This is a genomic window from Xanthobacter sp. DMC47, assembly GCF_056313845.1.
Genome location: NZ_JBQUZM010000004.1, coordinates 1760110 through 1785485 on the forward strand (window position 1 = coordinate 1760110; position 25376 = coordinate 1785485).

A 25376-nucleotide genomic window follows, 5' to 3' on the forward strand; every position below is an offset into this window, starting at 1 on the left:
GCCACATGCCGCACGGCTTTTAGTCCAGAGTTTGCCGGAATCTCGCCACGGCGATGGCCATCGCCACCAGCATCAGCACCACCAGCGCGCCCGCATCCGTGGTGAGGTCGGACATGCCCGAGCCCTTCAGGAGAATGCCGCGCACCATCCTGAGATAGTGGGTGAGCGGCAGCCCCTCGCCAATCCACTGCGCCCACAGCGGCATGCCCGAGAACGGAAACATGAAGCCTGACAGCAGGATGGAGGGCAGGAAGAACATGAACGACATCTGCACCGCCTGGAGTTGGTTCTGCGCCAGGGTAGAGAAGGTGTAGCCGATGGACAGGTTGACGACGATGAACAGCAGCGTCGCCACCGCCAGCAGAATCGCGCTCCCTTCAAGCGGGACGCCGAAGAGAATCATCCCGGCGCCCATGATGAGGAGGGCCTGCAGGATGCCCACCAGCACGTAGGGCGTGATCTTGCCCAGCATGATCTCCACCGGATGGATGGGCATGGAGAGAAGGCTCTCCATCGTCCCGCGCTCGATCTCGCGCGTCACCGACAACGCGGTGAAGATCAGCATCGTCATGGTGAGGATGGTGCCGAGCAGGCCCGGCACAATATTGAGCTGGCTGGTGCCGGCCGGATTGTAGCGTCGGTGCTGCACGATCTCGAAGGCCGCGCTGCCCGGCGCGTCCACGAAGCGCTCCCGGGAAAGCGCCGAATTGACCACGCCGGCAAGCGCGGCGAGCGCATTGGCCGAGCCCACCGGGTCGGTGGCGTCCGCCGCGACCAGCAGCTGGGGCGTCTCCCCCCGCCGCAGCGACCGCTCGAAGCCAGCCGGGATCTCCACGAAGAACAGCACCTCGCCCGAGCGGATCATGTGCTCGGCATCCTCCGCGCTCTTCACCTCACGCACGAAGGCGAAGAAGGCGGTGTTGCGCAGCGCGGCGAGGATCGCCCGGCTGACCTCGTTGTTCTCGTGGGTGAAGACGGCCGTGGGCAGATTCCGCGGCGTGGTGTTGATGGCGTATCCGAACAGGATCAGCTGCAGCAGCGGGATCATGATCATGGTCGCGAACGTCACGCGGTCGCGGCGGAGCTGGATGAACTCCTTCACGATCATGGCGCCGACGCGCGTGAAAAAGCCGCCCCGCGCGGCGCGGGCGCTCATCGCAGTTCGTCCTTGGAGCGGCGCATCAGGTCGATGAACACGTCCTCCAGCGTCGGCGCGTCGGCACGGAAGGCGAGGCGCGTGTCCGCGCGGAAGGGCGCGAGCGCCGCCTCCAGCGCCGCGGCATCACGGCCGGAGATGTGAAGGGCGGTGCCGAAGGGGGCCACCATGTCCACGCCTGCGCGCTGGGAGAGGTCGCGGGCGAGGTCGCGGGCGATGCGCCCGGCCTCCTGCCCCTCCCCCTTCACCTCCACCGTCACGGTGGTGAGGCCGGCGGCGGCGATGACGCTCTGCACGGTGCCCTGGGCGAGGAGCTTGCCATAGGCGATGTACGCGATCTCATGGCAGCGCTCCGCCTCGTCCATGTAATGGGTGGAGACGAGCACGGTCAGCCCCTCGGCGGCGAGGTCGTGGATCTGCTCCCAGAACTCGCGCCGCGCCTGCGGGTCGACGCCGGCGGTGGGCTCGTCCAGCAGCAGAAGGTCGGGACCCGGCAGGATGCAGGCGCCCAGCGCCAGCCGCTGCTTCCAGCCGCCGGAGAGCGCGCCCGCCAATTGCTTGCCGCGCCCCTCCAGCCCCAGCCGCTGGAGCGCGGCGCCCGCCGCCGCCTCGGGCTGCGGCACGCCATAGAGGCGTGCGACGAACTCCAGATTCTCCCGCACCGAGAGGTCCTGATAGAGCGAGAAACGCTGGGTCATGTAGCCCACGTGCTCGCGGATGGCGCGGGACTCGGTGAGGATGTCCATGCCGAGGCAGGTGCCCCGCCCCGCGTCCGGGGTCAGCAGCCCGCACAGCATGCGGATGGTGGTGGTCTTGCCGGAGCCGTTGGGGCCGAGGAAGCCGTAGATCTGCCCGCGCCGCACCCGCATGGTGAGATTGTCCACCACGCGATGCCCGCCGAAGCTCTTGGAGAGCCCCTCCACCTCGATCACCACATCCGGGTCGGGGGCAGCCGGTGCCGACGCCATGCTCACGGCGAGGCTCCGAGACTCACATTCACCGGCTGTCCCGGCTTCGCCCTGGCCGGATCGTCGGGCCGTGCCTCCACCATATAGACGAGCTTGGAGCGCTCCTCGCGGCTGTAGATCACCGGCGGGGTGTATTCCGCCTGCGCCGCGATGAAGGACACTTTCGCGGTGAACGGCGCGCAGCCGTCGCAGGTGACGGTGACGGGGGCGCCGGCCTTGACCTTCGGCAATTGGGCCTCCGGCACGAAGAAGCGCACCTTCACCAGCCCCGGCGGCAGCACGGAGACGATGGGCCGTCCTTCCGGCACCATCTCGCCGGGCCGGTAATAGACGGTCTGCACCGGGCCGTCGGCCGGGGCCTTCACGCTGCGGCGGTCGAGCCGGATCTGCGCGGCCGCAAGGTTCGCCTTCGCCGCCTCGGCGGCCTGCTCGGCCGCTTCGATATCCTGGTTGCGCGAGGCGATGCGAGCGGCGGCAATGCGGCGCTTGGCCTCGTCCAAGGCGGCCTGATTCTGGTCGTACTGGTGCTGGGCGGAATCAAGATTGGCCTGGGAAGACGCGCCCTTGGGCACCAGCGTCTTCTGGCGGTCGAGCTCGATGCGGGAGAGGTCGAGGGCGGCGGCGGCGCGGCGCTCGGAGGCTTCCAGCACCGCGACCTCCTCCGGCCGCTGGAGGGGCGAGCGGGCATTGGCGAGACGCGCCTCGGCTTCCCTGAGCTGGGCGGCGGCGGCGTTGCGGTCGGCGGTCTGGAGATCGTCCTCCACCTTTGCCAGCACCTGCCCGGCCTTCACCTGCGCCCCCTCCTCGACCAGAAGCGCGGTGACGCGGCCAGCTTCGGTGGGGCCGATGAACACCAGATCCCCCTCCACATAGCCGGAGAAGCCAGCTGTCCCGTCGCCGTTGCAGCCGGCGAGGCCGATCGCGGCGGCGAGGGCGAAGGCACGGGCGAGCATGGCGCACAAAGCTGGGGCGCGTGTCACGTCTCTCTCCATCCAAGGCCGCGCAGGATCATGTCGCGATGGGCGGCGAGGAACTGGCGCACGTCGAGGGGATCGAAGGCGCCGAACATGCCGTTCCACACCACCGCGACGATGGCCGGGGCGATGACGAGCTGGGGGAAGCGGGCGGGAATATCGCTGTCGATCTCGCCGCGGGCGATGCCGCGCGCGACGATGGCACGAATGAGGGCAAGGCCGCGCACCACCACTTCCCGATGGTAATAAGCGGCGAGTTCCGGGAAGTGAGGGCCTTCGGCGATCATCAGGCGCACCAGCGCCTGTGCCGGTGTTTCCAGCACCCGTTGGGCGAGAAGCTCGATGAGCAGGTCCAGAAGGTCGCGGGTGTCGCCGGGGAACAGCGCCACCATGCCGCCGGCGTCGACGAGGACGGGAGAGAGGGTCTCTTCCACCAGTCCCCGGAACAGCGCCTCCTTGTCGGAGAAGTAGAGATAGAGCGTGCCCTTGGCGACGCCGGCCCGCCGCGCCACGTCGTCCAGCCGCGCGCCGGCGAAGCCGTGGGCCGAGAACTCCGCCAGCGCCGCATCGAGGATGGAGCGCCGCCGCTCCCCCTTGTCCATGGCCCGCGCACGCCGCCGCCGCGCCGGGGCCTTGGGCTCCGGCGGCGTTTCGCGGGCATCGGAAGGACCTCGCGCCATGGCAGCGACCGATTATGACTGACGCGTCAGTCATTAGCATCACTATGCGGAACCGCCAAGGTCCGTGCGGTCGCAGGGCGTGCCACGGGGTGGCGGCGGCGCAACAGGGACGAAAGATCGCCAAAACGGGAGGTATTTAAAAACCGGGCAATTAAGGTTAACAGAAGGTTGACGGAGCCAAGCGCGGCGGCTTGAGGCATTATCTTTTTGTTAACTCCGCTCGGACCCTCGGCAATGTCGAAGCGCGTTTCGCTCCTCAGCCTTCCTCTGGCGCTGGCCGCATGGGTCGCGCTTCTGGGCGCAAGCGTCCCCGCCACCGCGCAGGACGCCCGCGGGCAGATCCGTCTCGCCAACCTCGCCGCGGCTTTCGCGCCACGCCATCTCGCCGACGGACGCTATACGTCCGCTCCCTCCGGCTACGTCCGCTTCTGCGCCGAGAACGGCGCCGACTGCCGCGCGGCGGGGTCGATCATTCCCGCGATCCGGCTCGATGCCGAGCACAAGGCCGAACTCGAGCGCGTCAATCGCACCGTCAACGAGGTCGTGCAGCCCGAGACCGATCTCGACCATTACGGCGAGACCGAGCGCTGGGCCTATCCCGACGACGGCCGCGGCGATTGCGAGGACTATGTGCTCGAAAAGCGCCGCCGCCTCATCAACGCCGGCTGGCCGACTTCGGTTCTGCTCATCACGGTGGTGCGCGACCACGAGGGCGATGGCCACGCCGTGCTGACGGTGGTGACCGACAAGGGCGACCTCATCCTCGACAACCAGGAAGCCGAGATCCACACCTGGACCGACACGGGCTATCGCTTCGTCAAGCGCCAGTCCAAGGAAGACCCCTCCCAGTGGGTGTCGCTCGGCGAAACCCGGGTGCCGCCGGTGGTGGGCACCGGCCGCTGACCTTGTTTCCAGTCGCCTCGCCGGCTTCAGCCTCAGCGAGACGAAATCGGGCCGGAACCGACGCCGCGGTTCCGGCCCGTTTTGCGTTCCGTATCCCTTCCTGCCGGCTCAGTCGATGCGCTTGAGGCCCTTGGCATACTGGGGCCAGCGGTGCTGATAGCCCGCCGCCGTCGCGATCAGCCGCTCGGCGGCCGCCTCGTCGAGGGTGCGGGCGACCTTGGCCGGGGCGCCGACGATGAGCGAATAGGGCTCGAAGGTCTTGCCCTCGGTGACGAGCGCCATGGAGCCGACCAGACAGTGATCGCCGATGACGGCGCCGTTGAGCACGGTCGCGCCCATGCCCACGAGCGCCCCCTCCCCCACCGTGCAGCCATGCAGCGTCACGCTGTGGCCGATGGTGGCCCTGGGGCCGAGCGTCATGGGATAGCCGGGATCGGTGTGGAGAACGCAGTTCTCCTGAATGTTGGTGCCTTCGCCGACCACGATGGGCTCGTTGTCGCCGCGCAGCACGGCGCCGAACCAGATGCTGGCCCCCTCCTTCACGATCACCCGGCCGATGAGCACGGCGGTGGGAGCGATCCAGAAATTGCCGGAGGCGGGCAGCTCCGGGGCGATGCCGTCGAGGGCGTAAAGCGGCATGAGTTTCCTCCAGAAGGTCGGGCGTTGGCCGGCGTGGCGGCCGGGCGCGCCAGCCCCTGCCTATCGCCATCGGCGCCCGCATGCTAGAGGCGCGCGGCGCCTTCTCTTCACGTGGATTGCGCCCGGCCGCCCTGCAGAGACCAGCCCGTCGAGACCATGTCCCAGCCCCCTCCGCTCCCGCCGCCCCTCGCGAAGCTGCTCTACGACGGCTACCAGCACCAGCTGCGCGGGCAGTACGAGGATGCGGCGCGGGCCTATCGCAAGATCCTGAAGACGGCGCCGGACCATGCGGACGTGATCCAGCTGCTCGGCATCTGCCGCGCCCGGCAGGGCCGCGAGCTGGAGGCCATCGAGCTTTACCGCAAGGCGCTGGCGCGCCGGCCGGACGATGCCAAGTGCCACTACAACCTCGCCCTCGCCTACGGTGCGCTGAAGCGCAAGGCCGAGGAAATCGCCGCCATGGGCGAGGCCTTCGCGCGAGACCCCGCCCTTCCGCTGGCGGCCAACGTGCTGTTTCCCGCCCGCCGCGCCACCTGCGACTGGCGCGGCCACGACCGGCTTCTGGAGAACCTGCGGCTGGGCGCCATCGGCCAGAGCGCGCCTTCCATCCCCTTCCTCACCCTCTATATCGACGACCCCGCGCTGCACCTCGCCGGGGCACGGCGCTGGGTGGAGGCGGAGAAGCTGCCGGCACGGCCGCTCGTGTTCGATCATGCGGCCCGGCGCGCGGCCACGGGGCCGATCCGCGTCGCCTACGTCTCCGCCGACTTCCGCATCCATCCCACCACGCATCTCATCGCCGGCCTGCTGGAACGGCACGATCGCAGCCGGTTTGAGATCACCGCCGTCTCCATCGGCCCCGACGACGGCTCGCCGGAGCGGGCACGGGTGAAGGGCGCGGTGGACCGTTTCCTCGACGTGGAGAAGGCGGGCCCGGAGGACATCGCCCGGCAGATCGCTGGGCTCGGCATCGACATCGCCGTCGACCTCATGGGCCATACCGAAGGCGAGCGCATGAGCCTGTTCGCCCATCGCCCGGCGCCGGTGCAGGTGGGCTTCCTCGGCTATCCCGGCACCAGCGGAGCGGGCTTCTTCGACTACGTGATCGGCGATCCGGTGGTTCTGCCCTTCACCGATGCGCCCTTCTACAGCGAAAAGATCGTCCAGCTGCCGCATTGCTATCAGCCGAACGATCCGGACCTTCCCGTCGCCGAGCCGCCCGGACGCGCCGCCTGCGGGCTGCCGGAAGACGCCTTCGTCTTCGTCTCCTTCAATGCCGCGTGGAAGCTCGATCCGGACACCTTCTCCAGCTTCGCCCGCATCCTCGCCGCCGTTCCCGGCTCGGTCCTCTGGCTGCTGGAGGGCAGGCCCGGGACCACAGACAATCTGCGCCGCGAGGCCGCGCGGCGTGGCATCGATCCGGCCCGCCTCGTGTTCGCGCCGCGGGTGCCGCTGAAGGAGCATCTCGCCCGCATCGGTCATGCGGACCTCTTCCTCGACACCTTCCCCTACACGGCCCACACCACCGCCAGCGATGCCCTGCGGCGGGGGGTGCCCATCGTGACCCGCACCGGACGCTCCTTCGCGTCCCGGGTGGCCGACAGCCTCATGCGGCAGGTGGGCCTCGGCGATCTTGCGACCACGACGCCCGAGGCATTCGAGGCCCGCGCCATCGGCCTTGCCAATGATCCCGCGGCGCTTGCCGAGGTGCGCTCCCGCCTTCAGGCGGCCCTGCCCGCCTCGCCGCTGTTCGCCGTGGACCTCTACGCGCGTCACATCGAAAGCGCCTACGAGACCATGGCGGCGCGGATGCGCGCAGGGGCAGCACCCGAGGCGTTTGCCGTCCCCGCCTGAGAGGGCGCTCAGCCGGCGACCGGGCCATCCTCCGGTTTCCCCTGCCCCGGATTGCACTCCGGAGCCTCGGAGAGCGGCACCCGCCCCCGGCTGTCGCCGTTCTCGCGCGCCTTGTCGGCGAGCAGGGCATATTCCAGCCTCAGGCGTTCCAGAACTTCCTCGTCCAGATCCTCAAGGTCGAGCAGGCTCTCGCGCGGGCCCTCGAGGCGGGCGATCAGCTCGTCCAGCTTGATCTGGAGCGCGGCCGTATCCCGGTTCTGGCTGTTCTGGATCAGGAACACCATGAGGAAGGTGACGATGCTGGTGGAGGTGTTGATGACCAGCTGCCAGGTGTCGTTGAAGGCGAAGATCGGCCCGGTGAGCCCCCACACTACCAGAACCAGCACCGCGATGATGAAGGTGACGGGCTTGCCCGCCCACCGCGAAACGGCCTGCGACACGCGGGTGAAGAAGGGGCGGCGCGCGCGTCCGGCTTCGACCTGGCGCCGCAGCTCCCGGATGTCCTGCTGAGTGCTCATGTATGATGCCTCCGCGGGGCCGCGCAAAGACGGGCACCGCGCACAGATGCGTTGGTCATTGAAAGACCGCAGCGAGGGAACGAACGGCCGCGCCGGCGGTTCCGCTCGTGGCCGCGCTGGCGCTTGATGGACACAGGCACAGCCCGCCACGGAGGCTTCCATGACCGTTCAGATGATCCTGCTGCCGCTTTTCGTTCACGTGGCGCTGGTGCTCGCCGTGCTGCTGCGCGCCGTGCGCTCCACCGAGGTCACGGCCGACGGGCTCCGCGCCGGCCTCGCCGCCCTGCTCTTCTACACGCTCACCTGCCTCGCCCTGTTCACCCGCAAGGCGGACGTCGCCTTTGTGGTTCTGGCCTGGATCTTCGTGCTGCTTCGCATCGCCGCCGGCTTCCCCCAATTGCTCTCGACGCGGGCGCGCGGCGGCATCGGCGGGGTCAGCCTCGATCTGGCGAGCCTTGCCGTGCTGACCTTGATGTGGGTTCTGTTCGCCGTCGCGATCCTCCTCAACATCTGAAAGCGGGGCGGTTGACAGGCGGGCCGTGGCAGAAGAGGAGTTGAGGTCTTTGCAGACCGGGCGCCCGGCCGGGCGCCTCAGTGGAACTTGCGATGACCGATCCCGCCCGCCACGTCCTCGCCTTCGGAGGCCATGACGTCCTGTTCGTCATGGCGACCAGCCAGGAGTACGGAGAGCACCTGAAGGCCCGCATCGACCCGCTCATCACCGGCGTCGGGCCGGTGGAGGCGGCGGTGGAGACGGCCCGCGCCCTCGCCATCCTGCACCATCAGGGCCGCCACCCGGATCTGGTGGTGACGCTGGGGTCGGCCGGCTCGCGGCGGCTCGACCACGCGGAAGTCTATCAGGTCGCCCGCGTCGCCTATCGCGACATGGATGCCTCGGCGCTGGGCTTCGAGCGCGGCAAGACGCCCTTCCTCGACGAGCCGGTGGTGGTGGAGCTGCCCCACCGCATCGCAGGGGTGCCCGAGGCTTCCCTCTCGACGGGCGGCGCAATCATCTCCGGCGCGGCCTATGACGCGATTGCCGAAGACATGGTGGACATGGAGACCTTCGCCGTGCTGCGCGCCGCCCGCCGCCACGGCGTGCCGCTCCTTGGCCTGCGCGGCATCAGCGACGGCAAGGCCGAGCTGACCGGCTATGCCGACTGGACCGAATATCTCCACATCATCGACGAGAAGCTGGCCCGCGCGCTGGACCAGTTCGCCCGCCAGTTGAGCACGGAAGGGCTTGCCCCCGCCGCGCCGCAGGCCTGATCCGACAACCAGAAGAGCCGCCGTGACCCCTGCCGCCCGCCTTTCCGCCGCCATCGAGATCCTCGCCGACCTCGCCGCGCGCCGCCGCCCCGCCGCCGACGCGCTGAAGGACTGGGGCCTCTCCCACCGCTTCGCCGGATCGGGCGACCGCGCGGCCATCGCCGGCATCCTCTACGACACCCTGCGCCGGCGCGCCTCCGCCGCCCATGTGATGGGATCGGAGGAGCCGCGCGCCCTGGTGCTGGGGATGCTGGCGCTCATGCGCGGCCTTTCGGTGGACGCCATCGCCGCGCTCGCCGATGGAGCGCGCTTCGCCCCGGCACCCCTCTCCGAAGCCGAGCGCACCCGCCTCGCCGAGCCCAGCCTGGAGGGCGCACCGCCCTTCGTGCGCGGCGACTATCCCCAATGGCTGCATGCCTCGCTGCGGCACGTGTTCGGCGACAGCGTGGTCGAGGAAGGCGCGGCGCTGGCCGCCCGCGCGCCGCTGGACCTGCGCATCAACACACTCAAGGGCGAGCCCGAGGCGGTGAAGGCGGAACTCTCCCACCTTCACCCCGAGCCCTGCCGCTTCTCGCCGCTCGCCCTGCGCATCAAGCTCGATTCCGAGGGCAAGGCGCCGCCGGTGTCCGCCGAGCCCGCCTTCCTGCGCGGCGAGGTGGAGGTGCAGGACGAAGGCTCCCAGCTCGCCGCCATCCTCGCCCGCCCCGTACCCGGCGGGCAGGTGCTGGATTTGTGCGCCGGTGCCGGCGGCAAGACGCTGGAATTCGCCGCGCTGATGGACAACAAGGGCCAGATCTATGCCCACGACAGCGACATCCGCCGCCTGAAGCCCATGCACGAGCGCCTCGCCCGCGCCGGCGTGCGCAACGTGCAGGTGCGCAGCCCGCGCGGCGCCGAGGATGTGCTGAACGACCTCGAAGGCAGGATGGATCTCGTCCTCGTGGACGCCCCCTGCACCGGCACGGGCACCTGGCGGCGCAACCCCGACGCCAAATGGCGCGTGCGCCCCGGTGCGCTGGCCCAGCGCACTGCCGAGCAGGCGAAGATCCTGGAACAGGCCGCCCACTATGTCCGCCCCGGCGGCCGGCTCGCCTATGTCACCTGCTCGCTCTTGGACGAGGAGAACGGTGCCCAGGTGCGCGCCCTCCTCAACAAGCGCGAGGATTTCTCCCCCGTCTCGCCCACCGAGGCCGTCCTCGCGCTCGGCGGCTCCGGCTCCGCGCTGGCGGAAGCGGCACTGACCAGCCGCGAGGGCCTCTTGATGACCCCGCGCCGCACCGGCACGGACGGCTTCTTCGTGAGCGTGATGAAGCGGGCGGGGTGAGGCGAGCGTCTGAGCCCCGCGGAGGCATGCCATGCCGAGCTACAGCGAAGACTGGAACCCGTTTCCCAAGCTGACGCCGAAATTCCAGCTGAAGGTCACGCGGCTGGCGGCTCTGGGCTGCCTCCTGGTCCTCGGCACCGAGATCGGCATTCTGACATCGGTCGATTCCAGCCGGACCTACTGCCCCGGGTGGGAAATCGACACAGACAACACCATCTGGATGGTGGTGTTTTGCTTCGGCCTCGCTCCCACGGTCTACTGGTGCTGGCGCGCCGCAGTCATGACCGAGTGGAAAATCCTGAAGGAAGTGAAGGCCAAATACCAAAAGGGGCCGCCCTATCCCATGGGGGAGGATATCGTTCTAACGACACCGGAGGAGTTCCGGACCTTGGCGTTTGATCAAGCCATCTGCGTGGGCGCGATAGCCTCGACCTTGGTCTGTACCATTCCCCTCTTCTTCATGCTCGCCCTGTGCTCCCCTCTCGCCCCCCTCTGGCGCGCCACCCCTGCCCAGCGGCCCGGCGTGAACCTTCACCGCAGCTCCGGCGTTCCCGCCTTGCCCGTGACGCGCACGGGTGAAGGAGAAGGCGTCTCGCCATGGGTCTCATCCGCCTGCTGCTCCTCGTGGTCGTCCTCGTCGGCGGCTACTGGGCCTATTATGTCTATGCCTCCGGCGAGCCCTATGACGAGATCGGCACCGCCATCAATTCCCGCCTCCCGGAGAAAGCCCGTGAATTCGGCTGCGCCGAGCTGAAGCGCCGGCATTCCGGCGCCGTGAACGCGCCCGCCGGCTGCGAGCCGTTCTGGACGCGCATTTGACCCGCGCCGCGCGCTCATACGAGCCCCGCGCGGCGCTTGACTTTTGGAATCGGCGCTTTGCGGTTAAAGGAGGGGCGAAATTCGCCCTCTCGCCCAAGGCTTCACCATGACCGCCGCGCCCGCCGCCTCCCAGGACACCGTCCTCATCATCGATTTCGGCAGCCAGGTGACGCAACTCATCGCCCGCCGGGTGCGCGAGGATGGGGTCTATTCCGAGGTGGTGCCGTTTCAGAAGGCGGAGGAGGCCGTCGCCCGCCTCAAGCCCAAGGCCATCATCCTCTCCGGCGGCCCGGCCTCGGTGATCGAGGGGCAGAGCCCCAAGGCGCCGGACGCGGCGTTCGGGGCGGGCGTGCCGGTGCTGGGCATCTGCTATGGCGAGCAGTGCATGGCGGCGCAGCTGGGCGGGGCGGTGGAGGCGGGCCATCATCGCGAGTTCGGCCGCGCCGAGGTGACGGTCCAGAAGTCCGTGCCCCTGTTCGACGGCGTGTGGCGCCCCGGCGAGCGCCACACCGTGTGGATGAGCCACGGCGATCGCGTGACGCGCCTGCCCGAGGGCTTCGAGGTGGTGGCGACCTCCGAGAATGCGCCCTTCGCGGCCATCGCCGACGTCTCGCGCAATTATTACGGCGTGCAGTTCCATCCCGAGGTGGTGCATACGCCCGATGGCGCGCGCCTGCTTTCCAATTTCGTGCGCAAGGTGGCGGGCCTCGAAGGCACCTGGACCATGGGCGCCTTCCGCGAGCGCGCCATCGCCCGCATCCGCGAGCAGGTGGGCACCGGCCGGGTCATCTGCGGCCTCTCCGGTGGAGTGGACTCCTCCGTCGCGGCGGTGCTCATCCACGAGGCCATCGGCGACCAGCTGACCTGCGTGTTCGTGGACCATGGCCTGATGCGCCAGGCCGAGGCCGACGAGGTGGTCTCCCTCTTCCGCGGCCACTACAACATCCCGCTCGTCCATGTGGATGCTGCCGACCTGTTCCTGAAGGAGCTGGAGGGCGTCGAGGACCCGGAGGTGAAGCGCAAGACCATCGGCCGGCTCTTCATCGACGTGTTCGAGGCCGAGGCCAAAAAGGTCGGCGGTGCCGATTTCCTCGCCCAGGGCACGCTCTATCCGGACGTGATCGAGAGCGTCTCCTTCGCTGGCGGCCCGTCCGTGACCATCAAGAGCCACCACAATGTGGGCGGCCTGCCCGACCGCATGAACATGAAGCTGGTGGAGCCCCTGCGCGACCTGTTCAAGGACGAGGTGCGCGCGCTTGGCCGCGAGCTGGGCCTCCCGGAAAGCTTCGTCGGCCGCCATCCCTTCCCCGGCCCCGGCCTCGCCATCCGCTGCCCCGGCGCGGTGACGCAGGAGAAGCTCGACATCCTGCGCAAGGCCGACGCCATCTATCTGGAAGAAATCCGCTACGCCGGCCTCTATGACGTGATCTGGCAGGCCTTCGCCGTGCTGCTGCCCGTGCGCACCGTGGGCGTGATGGGCGACGGCCGCACCTACGACCACGTTCTGGCCCTGCGCGCCGTCACCTCCGTCGACGGCATGACCGCCGATTTCTACCCGTTCGACATGACCTTCCTCGGCCGCACCGCCACCCGCATCATCAACGAGGTAAAGGGCGTCAACCGCGTGGTCTACGACGTGACGTCGAAGCCGCCGGGCACCATCGAGTGGGAATGATTTTCCCTCGTCCGGCGCACCGGTAGCTGAGAATACCAGGACACCCAGTCGTCGGCCGGCGCTGGTTGCGGTGAGGTGTATTTAAAGACGCTCGATTTCGCCACCGGCGGCGAGATTGCGCGGGTGGCGTACAGCCGCCTCGCGGATCGGCCATGGGGTGGCTTGAGAAGCCGCGGCGAGGAACCTACCGCGGACCGCGATGTCCTACCCCGTCGCCGTCTCCACTCTTGCCCGCAGAACGCCCGCCAGATGTTCGGCGAACTGTGCGCTGGGAAGGGGCAGGTTGCGGTCGCGGAGCTGGCCGAGCACGAGGTCGGCGCTCGGCAGGTCGCGCTCGTCCACCGGGCGCACGATGATGCCGGGCGGCATGGCGTCCGGCTCGGCGCCGATCTCGATCTGGAAGGAGATCATGCCGGTGTGGGCGACGAGCCCCCGCAGCAGCTCGAAGGAATTGGTCTCCGCCGCCACCGACAGCTTGAGTCCCGCGCGGGAGAGCCGTTCCTCGATCATCTGCCGCCCGCCGGTGGAGAGTTCCGGCAAGGCGATGGGATGGCCGGTGCAATCGGCGAGGCGCAGCTTCGCCTTGCGGGCGAGCGGGTGGTCCGCGTTCATCAGCGCCACGAGCCGCTGCGGGAGGGTCATGATCGGCCTGAGGCGCCCGAGGAAGGGCGGCCGGAAGACGAGGATCAGGTCCACCACATAGTCCACCAGCAGGCCCATGGCCCGCTCGTGATCCACCACCATCACCTCGAACGTCATCAGCGGATAGCGCTGGCGAAAGGCGCCCATCTGCCGGGGCAAGAAATCGTGGGCCAGCGCCTGGCTGCAGGCGATGCGCACGGTGCCCCGCCGCAGCCCGCGCAGATCCTCCAGCTGCGAACGCATCCGGTCGGCATCGTTCAGCTGCTCGCGCACATAGGTAAGGAAGACTTCGCCGGCCGAGGTGAGCCGCACGCCCCGGGCGCGACGCTCCAGCAGCTTCAGCCCCAGTTCCTCCTCAAGATCCATGATCCGGCGATTGAGGGCGGAGGGGGTCACGTTGAGCCGGTCGGCGGCGCCGCGAATGGAGCCGGTGCGGGCCACCTCGTCCATGTAGCGCAGGAATCTGAGGTGCCGCATGACGTCTCCACCGCTTGTAGCTTTTTAGGCTACAGCATGTGGAACAATCGGCAATGGATCGCACCAGTGGCCCATGCCAGTCTCCATTCGTTTGGAGAGCCCTCTCCAGCCTGCCGCGAGCGCCCCATGTCCGTGTCCAGCCCTCCTCCGCTGCGCTTCGCCCGTCCCGTGCCGGCGCCCCGGACGGTGACGATCCCCGGGGCACCACAGCCCGCCGAGATCGATCTCGCCCGCACGGCGCTGGTCATCGTGGACATGCAGAACGACTTTCTCGAACCCGACGGCTGGTTTCCCCGCCTCGGCGTCGACCCCTCGCCGCTCCTCGCCATCGTGCCGCGCCTTCAGGCGCTGATGACGGCCGCGCGGGCGGCGGGCCTGCCGGTGATCTTCGTGAACTGGGGGGTGCGGGCGGACCGCGCGGAGCTTTCGGCCCCGCTGCTCGCCAAGGCGTCTGGCGCGGGCACGCGGCCGGTCTATGCCGATCCCTCGGTGGAGGGGCGCGGACGCATTCTCGTGGAGGGCGATTGGGGCGCCGCGACCATCGACGCGCTGGCGCCGGAGCCGGGCGACCTCGTAGTCCACAAGCATCGACTGTCCGGCTTTCACGACAACGAGCTGGACTCCATCCTGCGCAACCGGGGCATCGACACGCTCGTGTTCTCGGGCGTGAACATCGACCGCTGCGTGTTCTCCACCCTCTGCGATGCGAGCTTCCGCGGCTACGGCTGCCTGCTGGTGGAAGACGCCTGCGCCACCGTCTCCCCGGCCTATGTGTCGGACGCCATCCTCTTCCTCGTGCGCCAGCTCTACGGCGTCACGCTTTCGAGCGGCGACCTCATGTCCGCCCTCGCCGACCAGCCTCAACAATAACCAGAGCCAGACGGGACCTTCAGAATGACACTCCGGACACTCTCCCGACGATTTGCGCTTGCCCTCGCCCTCGGCATCGCCTCCACCGCTGCCGCCGGCCTTCCGGCGCTGGCGGACACCAAGCTGAAGATGGTGCTGAACTGGAAGTATCAGGGCCCGCAGGGCATGTTCTTCCTGGCGCAGGACCGCGGATACTTTAAGGCGGAAGGCCTTGACGTCACCTTCGACCAGGGCAACGGCTCCGGCGCCGCCGTGCCGCTGGTGGCGAACGGCACCTATGACATGGGCTTCGGCGACGTGAACGCGCTCATCGAGCTCGCCGCCAAGAAGCCGGAAGGCGCCCCGGTCGCCGTCTACATCATGTTCAACCAGCCGCCCTTCACCATCGCCGTGAAGGCGGACAGCCCGATCAAGACGCCCAAGGATCTGGAAGGCAAGACGCTGGGCGGCGCCGCCAATGATGGCGCGCTGAAGCTCTTCCCCGCCTTCTGCAAGGTGGCGAAGATCGACTGTTCCGGCATCAAGATCACCAACATGCAGCCAAACCTGCGCGAGCAGATGCTGATGCAGGGCCAGGTGGACGGCGTGTTCGGCTATGTGAACACCATCCGTTTCTCCGCCAAGCTGATCGGTGCCGACGACGACAAGCTGCGCTACATCAATTTCGGTGATTACGGGATGGATCTTTATTCCAACGGCATCATCGTCTCGGCCGATCTCATCAAGAACAACCCCGAGGCCATCAAGGGCTTCCTGCGCGCCCTCAACAAGGGCGTCATCGACACGCTGAAGGATCCGGACGCTGCGGTGGCGGCCGTGGCGAAGCGCGAGCCGCTCATCAAGGTTCCGCTCGAGAAGGAGCGCCTCGACGCCACCCTGAAGGCGGAGATGAACCACCCCGAGATCGCCAAGATCGGCCTCGGCAACGTGGACATGAAGCGCCTGCAGGACTCCATCGACATCCTGGTGGAGGCCAACAAGCTGCCCACCACGCCGAAGGCGTCGCAGATCTTCGATCCCGCCTTCCTGCCCCCGGTCGCGGACCTGCCCAAGAAACTGTTCTGAACTGGACGCTTCGGCGTCCCGATCCGGCGCCGCTCCCCGAACGGAGCGGCGCCCGCCCCGCACCCAACGGACTTCCCATGGATCTCAAGCTCAAGGATCGCGTCGCGCTCATCACCGGCCCCGCCAAGGGCATGGGCGCCGCCATCACCCGCGCGTTTGCAGCCGAAGGCTGCCGCCTCGCCCTCATCGGCCGGGACACGGCGGCCATCGCGCCGGTCGCCGACGAGGTGCGCGCCGCCGGCGCGGAGGCCATCGTGATTGCCTGCGACCTCACCAAGGCCGACGCCTGCGACGCCGCCGCCGCGCGCACGGTCGAGGCCTTCGGGACGGTGGACATCCTCGTCAATGTGGCCGGCGGCTCCGGCCCCATCGGCAAGACCGGGGTGGAGACGACGCCTGAAGAGTTCGACGAGATCGTCACCCTCAACATGAACGGCTGCTTCCACACCATGCGCGCCGTGCTGCCCACCATGATCGCGCGCCGCTATGGCAAGATCGTCAATGTGGGCGGCACCTTCGGCATGCGCGGACGGGCCGGCCGCATGGCCTATTCGGCCTCCAAATGGGGCCTGCGCGGCATCACCAAGAGCTTCGCGCTGGAGGTGGGGCCGCACAACATCAACGTGAACTGCGTGGAGCCGGGCATGGTCGACGGGCCGCGCTTCCGCGAGAAGGTCTGCGCCGACATGGCGAAGAAGCTTTCCATCACGCTGGAGGAAGCCATGGCCCGCCACGCGGCGGACTATGCCTTGCGCCGCGTAACCACCGACGAGGACGTGGCCAACGCCTGCCTGTTCCTCGCCAGCGACGTATCCCGCCAGCTCACCGGCATCGACATGCCGGTCGACGGCGGCTGGGCAATGCTCTGAGGAGGATGACATGAACGAACCGGTCGATCTCGTCATCCATGGCGGGCGCATCGTCTCTCCTGAGACGGTCATCGCAGCCTCCATCGCCATCCGCGGCGAGACCATCGTCGCCGTTGGCGCGCCCGATGCCATGCCGGAGGCGAAGGAGACCTTCGACGCGACGGGCCTCCACATCCTGCCCGGCGCCATCGACGTGCATGTGCACTTCCGCGATCCCGGCTACACCCACAAGGAAGACTTCGAGAGCGGCACTGCCGCCGCGGCCTTCGGCGGCGTGACCACCGTGTTCGACATGCCCAACACCATCCCCACCGTCGCGGACGGCGAGACGCTGAAGGCCAAGCACGCCATCGCCTCCTCCAAGGCGCATGTGGACTACGGCCTCTATGCGGTGCTGGGCGAAGACACCATCGACAAGGTGCCGGAGCTGGTCGAGGCCGGAATCATCGGCTTCAAGTGCTACATGGGCAACACCTTCGGCCGCATCCCTACGCCCTCCACGGGGGCGATGCTGGAGGCGTTCGAGGTGGTGGCCCCCACCGGCAAGCGCATCTCGCTGCATGCCGAGACCAATTCCGTGATGGAGCGGCGCCAGAAGCGGCTTACCGAGAGCGGGCGTAGCGATCCCCTCGCCCATCTCGCCTCCCGCCCCGCCGTGGTGGCGGTGGAGGCGGTGGCCCGCGCCGCCATCCTCGCTGAATGGACTGGGGCGCGCATCCACATCCTGCACATCTCCTCCGCCGCCGAACTCGGCCCGCTGCGCGACGCCAAGGCGCGCGGCGTGGACATCACCGGCGAGACCTGCCCGCATTACCTCATGCTGGGCGAGGACGACTATGCCCGCTGCCGCGGCATCATCCGCGTCAACCCGCCGGTGCGGGAGAGCGTGAACAACGAACCGCTCTGGGCCGGTCTCATCGACGGCACCATCGACATGATCGCCACCGACCATGCCCCGCACACGCCCGAGGAAAAGACCCGAGCCGATATCTGGAGCGTGGATTGCGGCTTCCCCGGCGTAGAGACGCAGATGCCACTGATGCTCACCGAGGTCGCGTCCGGCCGCTACGACATCCGCGATTATGTGCGCTGGAGCGCGGTGAACCCAGCCAAGGTGTGGGGCCTCTACCCGAAGAAGGGCGCCATCCTGCCCGGCGCGGACGCGGATTTCGCGTTCGTGGACCTCGACCACGCCTGGACCCTGCGCGATGCGGACCTCCAGTCCCGCTCCAAGATTTCCCCGTGGGACGGTCGGAAGGTGGTGGGCTTGCCGCGCCACACCATGGTGCGTGGCCGCTTCGTGATGAAGGATCGCGCGCTGGTGGCGGACACGAAGGGCCATGGCCGTTCCGTCCATGCCATCCAGCAGATGCCGGAGGCGAAGCCGCTGCACGCGGACGAGACCATGGCGGCGGTCGTCGCCCACCGGCCGGAGGCGGCGGCATGAACGAGGACGCCCCGCCCTTCGTCCATCTCCAGGACGTTCGCCTGACCTACGGCCATGGCGAGCGTACCGTGGAGGCGCTCGGCACGACCAACCTCAAGGTCGGCAAGGGCGATTTCGTCGCCCTCGTGGGCCCCTCCGGCTGCGGCAAGTCCACCATTCTGAAGCTGGTGACGGGACTCATCCCCGCCTCGGCCGGCTGGGTGTTCGTGGCGCAGCGCGAGGTCGGCGCCGAGCCGGTGCGGGTGGGCATGGCCTTCCAGAACCCGACGCTGCTGCCGTGGCTCACCATCCGGCAGAACGTGATGCTGCCCTTGAAGATCGTGCCGCCCTTCCGCCAACAGTATCGCGCGAAGAAGAAGACCGAGTTCCGCGACCGCGCAGACGCTTTGCTCGCGCAGGTCGGCCTTTCCGGCTTCGGCGACAAGTTTCCCTGGCAGCTCTCGGGCGGCATGCTCCAGCGCGCCTCTTTGTGCCGCGCGCTCATTCACGATCCGCAGCTTTTGATGCTCGACGAGCCCTTCGGCGCGCTCGACCAGTTCACGCGCGAGGAATTGTGGGCCATCCTCCAGGATCTCTGGCTGACGCGGCGGCCGACCGTGCTGCTCGTCACCCATGATCTGAAGGAAGCCGGCTACCTCGCCAACCGTGTGTGCGTGATGCGCGCCCGGCCGGGTCGCATCGTCGAAGATTGCGCGGTGGACTTCGCCCGCCCCCGCACCATCGAGATGACCTACGAGCCGGGCTTCGTCTCCCTCACCCAGCGCCTGCGCGAACTCATCGTCTCGGCCCGCGCGCCCGACGCCACACCCGATGCCGCAGTGGAGAGCGCCGCATGACCTACGCCGTGCGCCGCCGCCTGAATTCCGCTGCCGTCATCATCGGCTTCTTCGTCGTCTGGGAACTCGCCTGCGTGGTCTTCCACATCAAGGAGATCGTGCTGCCGCGCCCCAGCCAGGTATTCGCCACCCTGTGGCTGCAGGCTCCCGCCATCTGGCCGCATACGGTGCAGACGCTCTACACGACACTGGTGGGCTTCGCCCTCGGCATCGTCTCCGGCGTGCTGCTCGGGGTGCTCATCGGCTCCTCGCGCCTCGCCTATGACACGGGCTATCCGCTGCTGATCGGCTTCTCCTCCATCCCCAAGGTGGCCGTGGTGCCCATCTTCGTCCTCTGGTTCGGCGCAGGCACGGTCCCGGCGGTGCTCACCGCTATGATCATGAGCCTCTTCCCCATCGTGGTGAATGTCGCCACCGGCCTTGCCACCACGGAGCCGGAACTGGAGGACGTGATGAAGGCGCTCCGCGCCACCAAGCTCGACATCCTCTTCAATGTCGGCCTGCCCCGCGCCATGCCCTATTTCTTCGCCTCGCTGAAGGTGTCCGTGACGCTCGCCTTCGTCGGCACGGTGATCGCCGAGACGGTGGCCTCGAACCAGGGCATCGGCAACCTCATGATGATCGCCTCCTCCTCCTTCGACGTGCCCCTCGTCTTCGCCGGGCTGCTCGTGCTGGCGCTGCTGGGCGTCGGCCTCTACGCCATCTTCTCCCTCATCGAGGGGCGGGTGATCGGCTGGGCGCGGCGCAAGGACGGGGCGGAATTCGCCTGAGACACGCCATGCCCACTGCCAAGGTCCATCGCATCCCCACGGCGAGCCCCGACGACGTGTCGGGCCTCGCCGCCGCCATCGCCTCCGGCGCCATCCTGCCCCAGGGCATCCTTGCCATCTTTGGAAAGACCGAGGGCAACGGCTGCGTGAACGACTTCTCCCGCGGCTTCGCGGTCACCGCCTTGCAGACGCTGCTGCGCGCGCATCTCGGCGATGCGGCGGATGAGGTGTGTCTCGTCATGTCGGGCGGCACCGAGGGCGGGATGTCGCCGCATCTTCTGGTTTTCGAGGTGGCCGAAGCCCCGCCGGGCGGGGCATCCCCCGCGCTCGCGGTCGGCCGCGCGCACACGAGCAACCTCCCCTCCGAGCATCTCGGCCGGATGGGACAGGTTCATTCGGTGGCAGAAGGCGTGCGACGGGCCATGGAAGCAGCCGGCATCAGCGACGCCGGCGACGTGCATTTCGTGCAGGTGAAGTGCCCGCTGCTCACCGCCGCCCGGGTGCGCGAAGCCGAGGCACGGGGCGCACGCACGGTCACGTCCGACACGCTGAAATCCATGGGCCTCTCGCGCGGTGCCAGCGCGCTCGGCATCGCGCTGGCGCTGGGGGAGATTGCGGAGGACGAGCTTGCCGATGCCGCCATCTGCGCGGACTACGGCCTGTGGTCTGCAAGCGCGAGCTGTTCCAGCGGCATCGAGCTTCTGGGCCACGAGATCGTCGTGCTCGGCATGTCGAACAGTTGGAGCGGCCCGCTCGGCATCGACCATGCCGTGATGGCGGACGCCATCGATGTCGCGCCGGTGCGCGAGGCCATCGCTAGGCTGGGCGGCGCGCCGGGGGAAGAGACCATCGTGCTCGCGAAAGCCGAGGCGAGCCGCAGCGGCCTCATCCGCGGCAAGCGCCACATCATGCTGGATGACAGCGACATCTCCTCCACCCGCCACGCCCGCGCCTTCGTCGCCGGCGCTTTGGCTGGCGTGGTCGGCCACACGGAGATCTATGTGTCCGGCGGCGCCGAACATCAGGGACCGGACGGCGGCGGCCCGGTCGCCATCATCACAGCGCGAAGGCCGCCCCCGGGCGGCTAGCTCGCGCGCTCGTTCAACTCGGCAACATGATGGTTCCCGCGGCCCGGGCGAGCGCCCTCGGCACCAGTTCACGAACCTGCACATATGCGGGCTCGATCCCATTGCCATTGGCGATGCCGAACCTCTCCGACGGCACGAACTGCAGCCGCCGATAGTAGGCTGGATCGCCAAGCAGGATCACGGCGGTGTGGCCGACGGCCTGCGCCTTGCGCAGCGCGGCTTCGATGAAGGCGCTTCCGAGGCCGCGATTGCGATGCTCCGCCGCGACCGCCACGCAGGCAAGAAGCAGGATGGGCATGCCGCCACCTGCCGTCGATATGGCTGTCTGCGTGAGCATGAGGTGCCCGATCAGGCGATCCCCCCCTGAGGAGGACCAGCGCCAGCTCCGGCAAGTAGGCGCTGCCTCTCCGCTGGCGGTCGACGAAATCGTGCTCGTCCCCCTCGGCGTGATGGGCCAACTGAAAAGCCAATCGGACCAGTTCGTGGATGCGTTCAAACTCGCTCGCCCGCTCAGGCCGCAGATGGAACGCCTCTCCATCGCGCGCGCCGATCATGGAACAAGCACCAGCTTTCCGCGCGTCTGTCGCGCTTCAAGCGCCCGGTGTGCCTCCCCGGCCGCGGAGAGCGGATAGACGCCGCCGATGACCGCCTCGATACCGCCTGAGGTCGCCAGAGCAAACAGGCTGGAGAGCCCCTGGTGCAGGCGCGCGGGCGTGAGCAGCGGCACGGTGGCGAAGCCGGTGACACTCTGGTTCTGAAAGATCAGCTGAAGCAGGTCCGGGACGCCGAGATGGAAGTCGAGAATATTGAGCGATCCGTAGATGAAGATCTGCCCCATGTGCGCGAGCGCCTTGAGACTTTCCTGCATGACAGCACCGCCCACGGATTCGTAGATGACATCCGCCCCCTGCCCGTCTGTCAGGTCTCTGACGGCCTGCGACCAGCCCGCGACGGTATAGTCGACTGCTGCATCTGCGCCGAGGGAACAGGCAAATTCGCGCTTCTCCCGCGAACTCGCCGCCGCGATCACGCGCTTCGCGCCGGCGCGCCGCGCAAGCTGGACAATGAGGCTGCCGACGCCTCCGGCCGCGGCGCTCACCAGAACGCACTTGCCGGCAGGCGACGTCCGTTCCAGCAGCAGCAGCGCGGTCAGGCCCTGAACCATCAGCGCCACGGCCTGCTCGAAGGAAAGATCGTGCGGCAGCGGAGTCACGCATTCAGCCGGACAGCTATAGTATTCGGCATAGCCACCGAAGAAACGTCCGGCGGCAAAGCCCGATGCGGCCACCCGGTCGCCGGGTCCGGGCCCCTCGACACCGGCGCCGACCGCTTCGACGATGCCAGCCACCTCGCCGCCCAGGATGCTGGGGAGCGGTGGTGTAACGGCATAGCGGTCCTGGCGCATGGCCGTCTCGGCGAAGTTCACCCCCGATGCCTTGACCCGGACCAGCACCTCCCCGGGACCGGCGGACGGCATGGGAACATCGGCCAGCTTGAGTGTCTCCGGGCCACCAAAGGCGGCAAGCAGCACCGCTTTCATATCTGTCTCCGCTCCATCGCCGGACCGCGGGGGGCCGGCGCGCGATTGCCCCTCGGAGCGCTTTGGTGACATATGGATGGCGCGATGAACTACAGACAAACTTCTCCCATACAGACCTCGAGGTAAGTATGGCTGCGGTCCTGAAGAACCTCCCGCCGCTGCCGGCGGAGCGAACCCTGCGGATCATTTCGGGCCGCTGGAAGCCGGTGATCCTCTATCATCTCATGACCGGCTCCCGACGGCTGTCGGAACTGAACCGGCTCATGCCGGACATCAGCCAGAAAGTGCTGATCCAGCAATTGCGCGAGATGGAAGCGCACGGCATCGTCAGCCGGACAATCCATGCCGAGGTTCCGCCGCGCGTGGACTATGAGGCGACGGCGCTCGGCCAAAGCCTGCGGCCGGTGCTCCTCGCTCTGTGCGAGTGGGGGCGCAGGCACGCCGCCGAGCTGGATGATCTCGCCAGCCTCGGTGATTGCGCGCGCGTCTCGTTGCCGGATTGAAGGCTGCCTGAGCTAGAGCGGCGCGGCGCCCAATCTTGCCTGCCATAAGGCCCGACGTTTCTTCAACTCGTCGTCGCGCTCGAAATCGGGAAAATCCTCCTGCAGCCGATCCAACTCCTCGTACCGGAACCCCGCGGCGCCCTGCGCCGTCCAGGCGGATTGCAGCGCGCCATTGGCGTGGGTGCCGACGCCGAGCTCAAACCAGATCCTGTTCTTGTGAGTGTCGACGGCGCGGCTGGTGCCCACCCACACCTCCCCTGTGGCGGTGCAGATGACCGCATAGGTTCCGAACGCGGGCTTGCGTTGCCTGTAGGCCGCGACTGCAGCCTTTCGCTCCTGACGATCCATAAAGTCTCCCATTTTACCCGGATGATATATTGATTTTTCATCCGGGTAAATAAGCCCCCTAGGTTAGCGCTCGGGGCCCGGACCATCGGGGCATTGCCCTATGCCGGAAGCGTGTCCGGCTGGCGCGGACGGTCAGGCGTATTGCGCGAGACCGTTGCCGAGAGACCAGTTCTCCTTCTTCACTTCAATCAGGTTGATGAAGACGTCCTCCCGGCGAAGCCCGGGGCTTTCGCCGAGATTGAGGGCGATACGCCGAAACATGTCCTTCTTCTGCTCGATCGTTCGCGTGTCGTTGGCGGTGATCTGGATGAACACCAGATCCTGCGTGCGCGAGATGCCCATGTAGGAGGGGTCGAACCTGAAGTTTTCTGCCGAATGCTCGGTCATGATCATGAACTGGTTGTCTCTGGGCACGTTGAACGTCTCGTGCATGGCGCGCGCGAGGCTGTCGAAAATCGCCTGGCGATACGCCTCTGTCTTGCCGGCCCTGAGAGAAATGTGCGTGAGGGGCATGGTCAGCTCCGTCCCGATTGCAGATGGAGGAACCATACGACCTGAGGCATCATTTCGATATGCTATCATGCATTCTTACTGTAATATCATGATGCAATGACTGAACCACCCCTCGACCTCGACGCCGTGCGCACCTTCGTCCGCATCGCGGAATTGGAAAGCTTCACACGCGCGGCGGAGGCCATGGGGACGACGCAGGCGGCGGTAAGCCTCAAGCTGAAACGGCTTGAGGGAAGGCTGGATTGCCGCCTGTTCGAACGCACACCCCGCTTCGTTCAATTGTCCGCCCGGGGCGCCGCCTTTCTCGATCAGGCACGCGCCCTGCTGGAAGTCCACGACCGGGCGCTGGCCTCCTTGTCCAGTCAGCGCCAACGCCTGACCATCGGCATCAGCGATCATGTAGCTGGCCCCGAGCTTCCGGCCCTGATCGCCCGCATGAACGGCCAGGATCCTCAGCTCGTGATCGAAGTCCGGATCGGCTCCTCCGCAGATCTTCTGCAGCGATTTGATCGCCGGGAACTCGACAGCGTCCTGGTGCGCCTGAGGTCCGACCGAGAGGACGGCAGGCTGATCGCCGAGGAGCAGTTCGGCTGGTTCGCGGCGCCAGGCTGGCAACACCGCCCGGATGAGCCCCTGCCGATCGCAACCATGGCCGAGCCATGCGGTGTCCGCGCGCTTGCGTCTCAACTGCTCGATCGCGCGGGCGTGCCGTGGACGGAGATTTTCGTCGGCGGAGGTGTGATGGCGGTCTCGGCCGCCGTGATGGCCGGGCTCGGCGTGGCCGCGCTCTCGCCGCGCATGGTGCCGTTCGGCGCCGCCGATGTCGGCCCACGGCTCGGCCTGCCTGCTCTTCCCCGCCAGCCGATCATGCTGCATAGCCGGGCCAAGGAGGGCCCCGCGCGGGATGCGCTGGCGGGGCTTTCCGCGGCCTTCCGACGGGCGTGCGGCGTTTAGGTCAGTTCTGCTGTGCGGAGCGGGCGGTGATGGGGTTGTTTTGACACACAAAAGCCCCCGCCTGTTTAGGGTCGGGGGCTTTTGGGATGTGGATAGGGCATTATGCGCATGTGCTTTGCAGGCCTGGCAGCGACCTACTCTCCCGCGTCTTGAGACGAAGTACCATTGGCGCTGAGGAGTTTAACGGCCGAGTTCGGGATGGGATCGGGTTCAGGCTCCTCGCCATAGCCACCAGGCCGGCGAAGCACATGGGCAACCGTCTTTGGGAAGACGGGCGAAGCTGGATTTTGAAGAAGAAGGCGTCATCTGGCTCTTTGTGAGCGGATGAGCATTGAGGATGAGAACGATCAAGCCAATCGAGGGATTAGTACCGGTAAGCTGAACGTGTCGCCACGCTTACACACCCGGCCTATCAACGTGGTGGTCTTCCACGCCTCTCAAGGGACTACTCGTTTTGAGGTGGGTTTCCCGCTTAGATGCTTTCAGCGGTTATCCCGACCGTACATAGCTACGCTGCACTGCGGCTGGCGCCACAACAGCTCCACCAGAGGTACGTCCATCCCGGTCCTCTCGTACTAGGGACAGATCCTCTCAATAGTCCTACACCCACGGCAGATAGGGACCGAACTGTCTCACGACGTTCTGAACCCAGCTCACGTACCACTTTAATCGGCG

Annotated in this window: 27 protein-coding genes and 2 rRNA genes; 16 read left to right on the forward strand and 13 right to left on the reverse strand. The window is 67.7% G+C overall.

Annotated elements, in window-relative coordinates:
* Positions 1-19: 19 nt before the first annotated feature.
* The 4 genes from ACT54R_RS20065 to ACT54R_RS20080 are packed head-to-tail and all read right to left on the reverse strand — an operon-like array spanning position 20 to position 3778.
* Complete coding sequence (locus ACT54R_RS20065) at positions 20-1156, reverse strand: ABC transporter permease (RefSeq protein WP_476329112.1); 1137 nt, start codon at positions 1154-1156, stop codon at positions 20-22.
* Positions 1153-2124: an ABC transporter ATP-binding protein gene (locus ACT54R_RS20070; RefSeq protein WP_476329246.1), complete on the reverse strand. Its 972-nt coding sequence runs from the start codon at positions 2122-2124 to the stop codon at positions 1153-1155. Before ACT54R_RS20070 ends, ACT54R_RS20065 begins: the two co-directional genes overlap by 4 nt.
* A gap of 2 nt (positions 2125-2126) precedes the next feature.
* On the reverse strand, positions 2127-3104 hold the full coding sequence (locus tag ACT54R_RS20075; RefSeq protein ID WP_476329114.1) for an HlyD family secretion protein: 978 nt from the start codon (positions 3102-3104) through the stop codon (positions 2127-2129).
* Positions 3101-3778 (reverse strand): TetR/AcrR family transcriptional regulator, encoded by a 678-nt coding sequence (locus tag ACT54R_RS20080; protein WP_476329116.1) that lies wholly within the window; start codon positions 3776-3778, stop codon positions 3101-3103. The genes ACT54R_RS20075 and ACT54R_RS20080 overlap by 4 nt, the downstream gene beginning before the upstream one ends.
* 234 nt (positions 3779-4012) lie before the next feature.
* Here ACT54R_RS20080 and ACT54R_RS20085 point away from each other — a divergent pair, with 234 nt between their 5' ends.
* Positions 4013-4681: a transglutaminase-like cysteine peptidase gene (locus tag ACT54R_RS20085; protein ID WP_168462418.1), complete on the forward strand. Its 669-nt coding sequence runs from the start codon at positions 4013-4015 to the stop codon at positions 4679-4681.
* A gap of 108 nt (positions 4682-4789) precedes the next feature.
* Here the strand turns inward: ACT54R_RS20085 and ACT54R_RS20090 are convergent, their stop codons facing one another.
* Positions 4790-5320: a gamma carbonic anhydrase family protein gene (locus tag ACT54R_RS20090; RefSeq protein WP_476329118.1), complete on the reverse strand. Its 531-nt coding sequence runs from the start codon at positions 5318-5320 to the stop codon at positions 4790-4792.
* Positions 5321-5476: 156 nt separating this feature from the next.
* Here ACT54R_RS20090 and ACT54R_RS20095 point away from each other — a divergent pair, with 156 nt between their 5' ends.
* The gene (locus tag ACT54R_RS20095; RefSeq protein ID WP_476329120.1) at positions 5477-7174 is read left to right on the forward strand and encodes an O-linked N-acetylglucosamine transferase, SPINDLY family protein; all 1698 of its coding nucleotides are present in this window, start codon (positions 5477-5479) and stop codon (positions 7172-7174) included.
* Positions 7175-7182: 8 nt separating this feature from the next.
* On the opposite strand, the gene ACT54R_RS20100 is transcribed toward ACT54R_RS20095, so the two are convergent.
* Positions 7183-7692, reverse strand: coding sequence for a low affinity iron permease family protein (locus ACT54R_RS20100; RefSeq protein WP_476329122.1), 510 nt, complete (start codon positions 7690-7692; stop codon positions 7183-7185).
* A gap of 160 nt (positions 7693-7852) precedes the next feature.
* Here ACT54R_RS20100 and ACT54R_RS20105 point away from each other — a divergent pair, with 160 nt between their 5' ends.
* The 5 genes from ACT54R_RS20105 (at position 7853) to guaA (ending at position 12779) form a co-directional block, all read left to right on the forward strand.
* Positions 7853-8206: a hypothetical protein gene (locus ACT54R_RS20105; RefSeq protein ID WP_168462414.1), complete on the forward strand. Its 354-nt coding sequence runs from the start codon at positions 7853-7855 to the stop codon at positions 8204-8206.
* Positions 8207-8298: 92 nt separating this feature from the next.
* On the forward strand, positions 8299-8961 hold the full coding sequence (locus ACT54R_RS20110; RefSeq protein WP_476329124.1) for a 5'-methylthioadenosine/S-adenosylhomocysteine nucleosidase: 663 nt from the start codon (positions 8299-8301) through the stop codon (positions 8959-8961).
* Positions 8962-8983: 22 nt separating this feature from the next.
* Entirely contained in the window at positions 8984-10285 is a 1302-nt protein-coding gene (locus ACT54R_RS20115) for an RsmB/NOP family class I SAM-dependent RNA methyltransferase (protein WP_476329126.1), read from the forward strand.
* A gap of 597 nt (positions 10286-10882) precedes the next feature.
* Positions 10883-11104, forward strand: a complete 222-nt coding sequence (locus ACT54R_RS20120) for a hypothetical protein (RefSeq protein WP_476329128.1) — start codon at positions 10883-10885, stop codon at positions 11102-11104.
* Between the two features lie 106 nt (positions 11105-11210).
* The gene (gene guaA, locus ACT54R_RS20125) at positions 11211-12779 is read left to right on the forward strand and encodes a glutamine-hydrolyzing GMP synthase (protein WP_476329130.1); all 1569 of its coding nucleotides are present in this window, start codon (positions 11211-11213) and stop codon (positions 12777-12779) included.
* Between the two features lie 204 nt (positions 12780-12983).
* Here guaA and ACT54R_RS20130 read toward each other — a convergent pair whose 3' ends face one another.
* The gene (locus ACT54R_RS20130; protein ID WP_476329132.1) at positions 12984-13898 is read right to left on the reverse strand and encodes a LysR family transcriptional regulator; all 915 of its coding nucleotides are present in this window, start codon (positions 13896-13898) and stop codon (positions 12984-12986) included.
* 126 nt (positions 13899-14024) lie between these two features.
* On the opposite strand from ACT54R_RS20130, the gene ACT54R_RS20135 reads away from it, so the two are divergent.
* The 7 genes from ACT54R_RS20135 to atzD all read left to right on the forward strand — a co-directional run bounded on the left by ACT54R_RS20135 (position 14025) and on the right by atzD (position 20843).
* On the forward strand, positions 14025-14768 hold the full coding sequence (locus ACT54R_RS20135) for a cysteine hydrolase family protein (protein ID WP_476329134.1): 744 nt from the start codon (positions 14025-14027) through the stop codon (positions 14766-14768).
* Between the two features lie 24 nt (positions 14769-14792).
* Entirely contained in the window at positions 14793-15833 is a 1041-nt protein-coding gene (locus tag ACT54R_RS20140) for an ABC transporter substrate-binding protein (protein ID WP_476329136.1), read from the forward strand.
* A gap of 77 nt (positions 15834-15910) precedes the next feature.
* On the forward strand, positions 15911-16702 hold the full coding sequence (locus tag ACT54R_RS20145; protein WP_476329138.1) for an SDR family NAD(P)-dependent oxidoreductase: 792 nt from the start codon (positions 15911-15913) through the stop codon (positions 16700-16702).
* Between the two features lie 10 nt (positions 16703-16712).
* Positions 16713-18149 carry an allantoinase AllB gene (allB, locus tag ACT54R_RS20150; protein ID WP_476329140.1) on the forward strand — a complete coding sequence of 479 codons (1437 nt, stop codon included), beginning with the start codon at positions 16713-16715 and terminating at the stop codon, positions 18147-18149.
* Positions 18146-18985: an ABC transporter ATP-binding protein gene (locus tag ACT54R_RS20155; protein WP_168462404.1), complete on the forward strand. Its 840-nt coding sequence runs from the start codon at positions 18146-18148 to the stop codon at positions 18983-18985. Before allB ends, ACT54R_RS20155 begins: the two co-directional genes overlap by 4 nt.
* A complete protein-coding gene (locus ACT54R_RS20160) occupies positions 18982-19755 on the forward strand; it encodes an ABC transporter permease (protein ID WP_476329143.1) in 774 nt (257 codons plus the stop codon). The genes ACT54R_RS20155 and ACT54R_RS20160 overlap by 4 nt, the downstream gene beginning before the upstream one ends.
* Before the next feature lie 8 nt (positions 19756-19763).
* Positions 19764-20843 (forward strand): cyanuric acid amidohydrolase, encoded by a 1080-nt coding sequence (gene atzD, locus ACT54R_RS20165; protein WP_476329145.1) that lies wholly within the window; start codon positions 19764-19766, stop codon positions 20841-20843.
* A 13-nt stretch (positions 20844-20856) separates the two neighbouring features.
* Here the strand turns inward: atzD and ACT54R_RS20170 are convergent, their stop codons facing one another.
* Positions 20857-21381, reverse strand: a complete 525-nt coding sequence (locus ACT54R_RS20170) for a GNAT family N-acetyltransferase (protein WP_476329147.1) — start codon at positions 21379-21381, stop codon at positions 20857-20859.
* 12 nt (positions 21382-21393) lie between these two features.
* Positions 21394-22383 (reverse strand): quinone oxidoreductase family protein, encoded by a 990-nt coding sequence (locus tag ACT54R_RS20175; protein ID WP_476329149.1) that lies wholly within the window; start codon positions 22381-22383, stop codon positions 21394-21396.
* Between the two features lie 128 nt (positions 22384-22511).
* Between ACT54R_RS20175 and ACT54R_RS20180 the strand changes: the two genes are divergently transcribed.
* On the forward strand, positions 22512-22886 hold the full coding sequence (locus ACT54R_RS20180; RefSeq protein ID WP_476329151.1) for a winged helix-turn-helix transcriptional regulator: 375 nt from the start codon (positions 22512-22514) through the stop codon (positions 22884-22886).
* Between the two features lie 12 nt (positions 22887-22898).
* Here the strand turns inward: ACT54R_RS20180 and ACT54R_RS20185 are convergent, their stop codons facing one another.
* Entirely contained in the window at positions 22899-23234 is a 336-nt protein-coding gene (locus ACT54R_RS20185; protein ID WP_476329153.1) for a GIY-YIG nuclease family protein, read from the reverse strand.
* A 132-nt stretch (positions 23235-23366) separates the two neighbouring features.
* On the reverse strand, positions 23367-23747 hold the full coding sequence (locus ACT54R_RS20190; protein ID WP_476329155.1) for a tautomerase family protein: 381 nt from the start codon (positions 23745-23747) through the stop codon (positions 23367-23369).
* A gap of 96 nt (positions 23748-23843) precedes the next feature.
* On the opposite strand from ACT54R_RS20190, the gene ACT54R_RS20195 reads away from it, so the two are divergent.
* The gene (locus ACT54R_RS20195; RefSeq protein ID WP_476329157.1) at positions 23844-24701 is read left to right on the forward strand and encodes a LysR substrate-binding domain-containing protein; all 858 of its coding nucleotides are present in this window, start codon (positions 23844-23846) and stop codon (positions 24699-24701) included.
* A 121-nt stretch (positions 24702-24822) separates the two neighbouring features.
* On the opposite strand, the gene rrf is transcribed toward ACT54R_RS20195, so the two are convergent.
* Together rrf and ACT54R_RS20205 are read right to left on the reverse strand one after the other, a co-directional pair.
* Positions 24823-24937, reverse strand: a 5S ribosomal RNA gene (gene rrf / locus ACT54R_RS20200).
* 107 nt (positions 24938-25044) lie between these two features.
* Positions 25045-25376 (reverse strand): 23S ribosomal RNA (locus ACT54R_RS20205); the annotation flags it as partial.

Bases quoted from the DNA above. Each gene is read 5' to 3' on its own strand.
- allB (WP_476329140.1), top strand. From the start codon at position 16,713: ATGAACGAACCGGTCGATCTCGTCATCCATGGCGGGCGCATCGTCTCT.
- ACT54R_RS20095 (WP_476329120.1), top strand. From the start codon at position 5,477: ATGTCCCAGCCCCCTCCGCTCCCGCCGCCCCTCGCGAAGCTGCTCTAC.
- ACT54R_RS20065 (WP_476329112.1), bottom strand. From the start codon at position 1,156: ATGAGCGCCCGCGCCGCGCGGGGCGGCTTTTTCACGCGCGTCGGCGCC.
- ACT54R_RS20085 (WP_168462418.1), top strand. From the start codon at position 4,013: ATGTCGAAGCGCGTTTCGCTCCTCAGCCTTCCTCTGGCGCTGGCCGCA.
- ACT54R_RS20170 (WP_476329147.1), bottom strand. From the start codon at position 21,381: ATGGAGAGGCGTTCCATCTGCGGCCTGAGCGGGCGAGCGAGTTTGAAC.
- ACT54R_RS20105 (WP_168462414.1), top strand. From the start codon at position 7,853: ATGACCGTTCAGATGATCCTGCTGCCGCTTTTCGTTCACGTGGCGCTG.
- ACT54R_RS20080 (WP_476329116.1), bottom strand. From the start codon at position 3,778: ATGGCGCGAGGTCCTTCCGATGCCCGCGAAACGCCGCCGGAGCCCAAG.
- ACT54R_RS20135 (WP_476329134.1), top strand. From the start codon at position 14,025: ATGTCCGTGTCCAGCCCTCCTCCGCTGCGCTTCGCCCGTCCCGTGCCG.
- ACT54R_RS20160 (WP_476329143.1), top strand. From the start codon at position 18,982: ATGACCTACGCCGTGCGCCGCCGCCTGAATTCCGCTGCCGTCATCATC.
- ACT54R_RS20155 (WP_168462404.1), top strand. From the start codon at position 18,146: ATGAACGAGGACGCCCCGCCCTTCGTCCATCTCCAGGACGTTCGCCTG.
- ACT54R_RS20140 (WP_476329136.1), top strand. From the start codon at position 14,793: ATGACACTCCGGACACTCTCCCGACGATTTGCGCTTGCCCTCGCCCTC.
- ACT54R_RS20195 (WP_476329157.1), top strand. From the start codon at position 23,844: ATGACTGAACCACCCCTCGACCTCGACGCCGTGCGCACCTTCGTCCGC.
- ACT54R_RS20130 (WP_476329132.1), bottom strand. From the start codon at position 13,898: ATGCGGCACCTCAGATTCCTGCGCTACATGGACGAGGTGGCCCGCACC.
- ACT54R_RS20110 (WP_476329124.1), top strand. From the start codon at position 8,299: ATGACCGATCCCGCCCGCCACGTCCTCGCCTTCGGAGGCCATGACGTC.
- ACT54R_RS20180 (WP_476329151.1), top strand. From the start codon at position 22,512: ATGGCTGCGGTCCTGAAGAACCTCCCGCCGCTGCCGGCGGAGCGAACC.
- ACT54R_RS20145 (WP_476329138.1), top strand. From the start codon at position 15,911: ATGGATCTCAAGCTCAAGGATCGCGTCGCGCTCATCACCGGCCCCGCC.
- ACT54R_RS20185 (WP_476329153.1), bottom strand. From the start codon at position 23,234: ATGGATCGTCAGGAGCGAAAGGCTGCAGTCGCGGCCTACAGGCAACGC.
- ACT54R_RS20120 (WP_476329128.1), top strand. From the start codon at position 10,883: ATGGGTCTCATCCGCCTGCTGCTCCTCGTGGTCGTCCTCGTCGGCGGC.
- guaA (WP_476329130.1), top strand. From the start codon at position 11,211: ATGACCGCCGCGCCCGCCGCCTCCCAGGACACCGTCCTCATCATCGAT.
- ACT54R_RS20100 (WP_476329122.1), bottom strand. From the start codon at position 7,692: ATGAGCACTCAGCAGGACATCCGGGAGCTGCGGCGCCAGGTCGAAGCC.
- ACT54R_RS20175 (WP_476329149.1), bottom strand. From the start codon at position 22,383: ATGAAAGCGGTGCTGCTTGCCGCCTTTGGTGGCCCGGAGACACTCAAG.
- atzD (WP_476329145.1), top strand. From the start codon at position 19,764: ATGCCCACTGCCAAGGTCCATCGCATCCCCACGGCGAGCCCCGACGAC.
- ACT54R_RS20090 (WP_476329118.1), bottom strand. From the start codon at position 5,320: ATGCCGCTTTACGCCCTCGACGGCATCGCCCCGGAGCTGCCCGCCTCC.
- ACT54R_RS20070 (WP_476329246.1), bottom strand. From the start codon at position 2,124: ATGGCGTCGGCACCGGCTGCCCCCGACCCGGATGTGGTGATCGAGGTG.
- ACT54R_RS20190 (WP_476329155.1), bottom strand. From the start codon at position 23,747: ATGCCCCTCACGCACATTTCTCTCAGGGCCGGCAAGACAGAGGCGTAT.